Source organism: Massilia phosphatilytica, from assembly GCF_977014125.1.
The window spans coordinates 1-2,246 of sequence record NZ_CDRNIL010000060.1 but is presented as its reverse complement, the minus strand read 5'-3'; the positions used below and the strand labels follow the sequence as shown (position 1 = coordinate 2,246).

The window sequence follows — 2,246 nt, the reverse complement described above, 5'->3', positions numbered from 1 at the left end:
TCCTCTACTTCGTTCAGTTGGTCTTGCTAAGGTTAAAACGGAGGAGTTAGTTGGATGATCCAGCACCTGCTGCGGCGTTTGGCGAAAGCCTTCGACGTCCTGGTCCAGCAATCTTCCGGCAGCATCGTGATGGTCGACGGCGAATTTTCTGAAGGTTCGGAAGGCGGCTCGTTCCCCGTGCCGATCATGGCCACGTCCGAGATCGTCGTGCAGGTGTCGACGAGCGCCGCGTCGATCACGAACGCGTATGCGCTGATCAAGCGGCTGTCGCAGCATCTCGGCCGCCGTCCGTTCGGTATTCTCGTCACGGGCGCTACCGAAGCCGAGGCGAAGGTGGTATACGATAATATGTCATCTGCGGCAACTCGTTACTTGGCGGTAACGCTGAGCTCCATGGGCTCCGTGCCGGCGGACGAGTACCTGCACCGCGCCGCGCGCCTCGGACGCGCCGTGGTCGACGCATTCCCGCTGGCCGGCGCTTCGGTGGCTTTCCGCCGCCTGGCCGGGCGCTTTGCGCGCACCGGCATGCAGCAGGGACGGGCCGCTTGAAGCGGCATGATTAACCAATCACTGGAACCATGTACACGGTCAAAGGGAAAGCGGACAAGAACTCTTTGCTGACGGAACACATGCCGTTGGTGAAGCGTCTCGCCCACCAGATGAAGGCCAAGCTCCCGCCGTCCGTCGAAGTCGATGACCTGGTACAGGCAGGCATGATCGGCCTGCTCGATGCGATCAACCGCTACGAGGAGAACCACGGCGCGCAGTTCGAGACCTATGCGGTGCTGCGCATCCGCGGCGCCATGCTGGACGAGCTGCGCAGCAGCGACTGGATGCCGCGCTCCACGCGCGCCAATATGCGCAAGGTCGAGCAGGCCATGGCTACGCTGCAGCAGCAGCTGGGCCGTCCGCCCAGCGAATCCGAAGTGGCGAAGTCGCTCAAGCTGTCGCTGGCCGATTATCAGGACCTGCTGGGCGATTCCGGCGGCCACCAGCTCGTGTACTACGAGGATTTCCACGACGAAGAGGGCAGCGACAGCTTCCTCGACCGCTATGCCGTGGACGACGACGACCCGCTCAAGAGCCTGCTCGACACGGACTTCCGCCAGACCGTCATCGACGCCATCGACGCGCTGCCGCCGCGCGAGAAGATGCTGATGGGCCTGTACTACGAAGAAGAACTCAACCTCAAGGAAATCGGCGCCGTGATGGGCGTGTCGGAATCGCGCGTCTCGCAGCTGCACACCCAGGCCGTGGCGCGCCTGCGTACCTATCTGCGGGAGCGTTCGTGGACCTGACCAGCCTGCTCGGCCTCGCACTGGCGCTGGCCGGGGTCTTCGTTGGGCACACGCTCGACGGCGGCAAGTTCTCCTCGCTGATCCAGCCGGCCGCGTTCGCCATCGTCGTGGTCGGCACGTTCGGCGCCGTGCTGCTGCAGACCAAGGCGCAGGCGTTCGTGCGCGGCGTGCGCATGCTGCGCTGGGTATTCATCACGCCGCCCGACCGCCGCCAGGCGCTCGCGCGCGAGATCCACCTGTGGAGCCTGTCGGCACGGCGCGACGGGCTGCTGTCGCTCGAACAGTACATGGCGAAGGCCGATCCGTTCATCCAGAAGGGCCTGCGCCTCGTCGTCGACGGCATCCAGCCGGACAAGCTGCGCAGCCTGCTCGACACGGAAATCAACACCTACGAATTCCGCGAACGCCAGGCCGCGCGCATCTGGGAATCGGCGGCCGGCTATGCGCCGACGGTCGGCATCCTCGGTGCCGTGCTGGGCTTGATCCACGTGATGGAAAACCTGTCCGACCCGTCGCGCCTGGGCGCCGGCATCGCCGTCGCGTTCGTCTCGACCGTGTACGGCGTCGGCCTCGCGAACCTGTTCTTTTACCCGGTCGGCAACAAGATCAAGGGCATCGTCGCCGAGCGCGTGGCCCAGTACGAAATCCTGACCGATGTCTTCCACGACATCGCCACCGGCGACTACACGCGCGTGATCGAAGAGCGCGTGGCGTGCCTGCTGGCGCAGCACTGATCCCGCTGCCATGGCGCGCCGCCGACCGTACGAACAGGACACCGAGAACCACGAGCGCTGGCTGATTTCCTACGCCGACTTCATCACCTTGCTGTTCGCGTTCTTCGTCGTCATGTACGCGGTGTCCGTGGTCAATATTGGCAAGTACACGGTGTTGTCGGAAGCGCTGGGCGACGCGTTCGGCGGGTGCTGGATCATCCAACTAACTCCTCGT

Annotated in this window: 3 protein-coding genes and 1 pseudogene; all 4 read left to right on the top strand. The window is 64.3% G+C overall.

Annotated elements, in window-relative coordinates; genetic code table 11:
- Positions 1–72: 72 nt before the first annotated feature.
- A pseudogene (locus ACWNCF_RS02205) lies at positions 73–549 on the top strand (MinD/ParA family ATP-binding protein); the annotation flags it as partial.
- A gap of 29 nt (positions 550–578) precedes the next feature.
- Positions 579–1,298, top strand: a complete 720-nt coding sequence (locus ACWNCF_RS02200) for an RNA polymerase sigma factor FliA (RefSeq protein ID WP_056443611.1) — start codon at positions 579–581, stop codon at positions 1,296–1,298.
- Positions 1,289–2,032 carry a flagellar motor protein gene (locus ACWNCF_RS02195; protein ID WP_449405855.1) on the top strand — a complete coding sequence of 248 codons (744 nt, stop codon included), beginning with the start codon at positions 1,289–1,291 and terminating at the stop codon, positions 2,030–2,032. Before ACWNCF_RS02200 ends, ACWNCF_RS02195 begins: the two co-directional genes overlap by 10 nt.
- Positions 2,033–2,042: 10 nt before the next feature.
- The coding region (locus tag ACWNCF_RS02190) for a flagellar motor protein MotB (RefSeq protein ID WP_449405854.1) at positions 2,043–2,246 on the top strand (204 nt) is incomplete at its 3' end.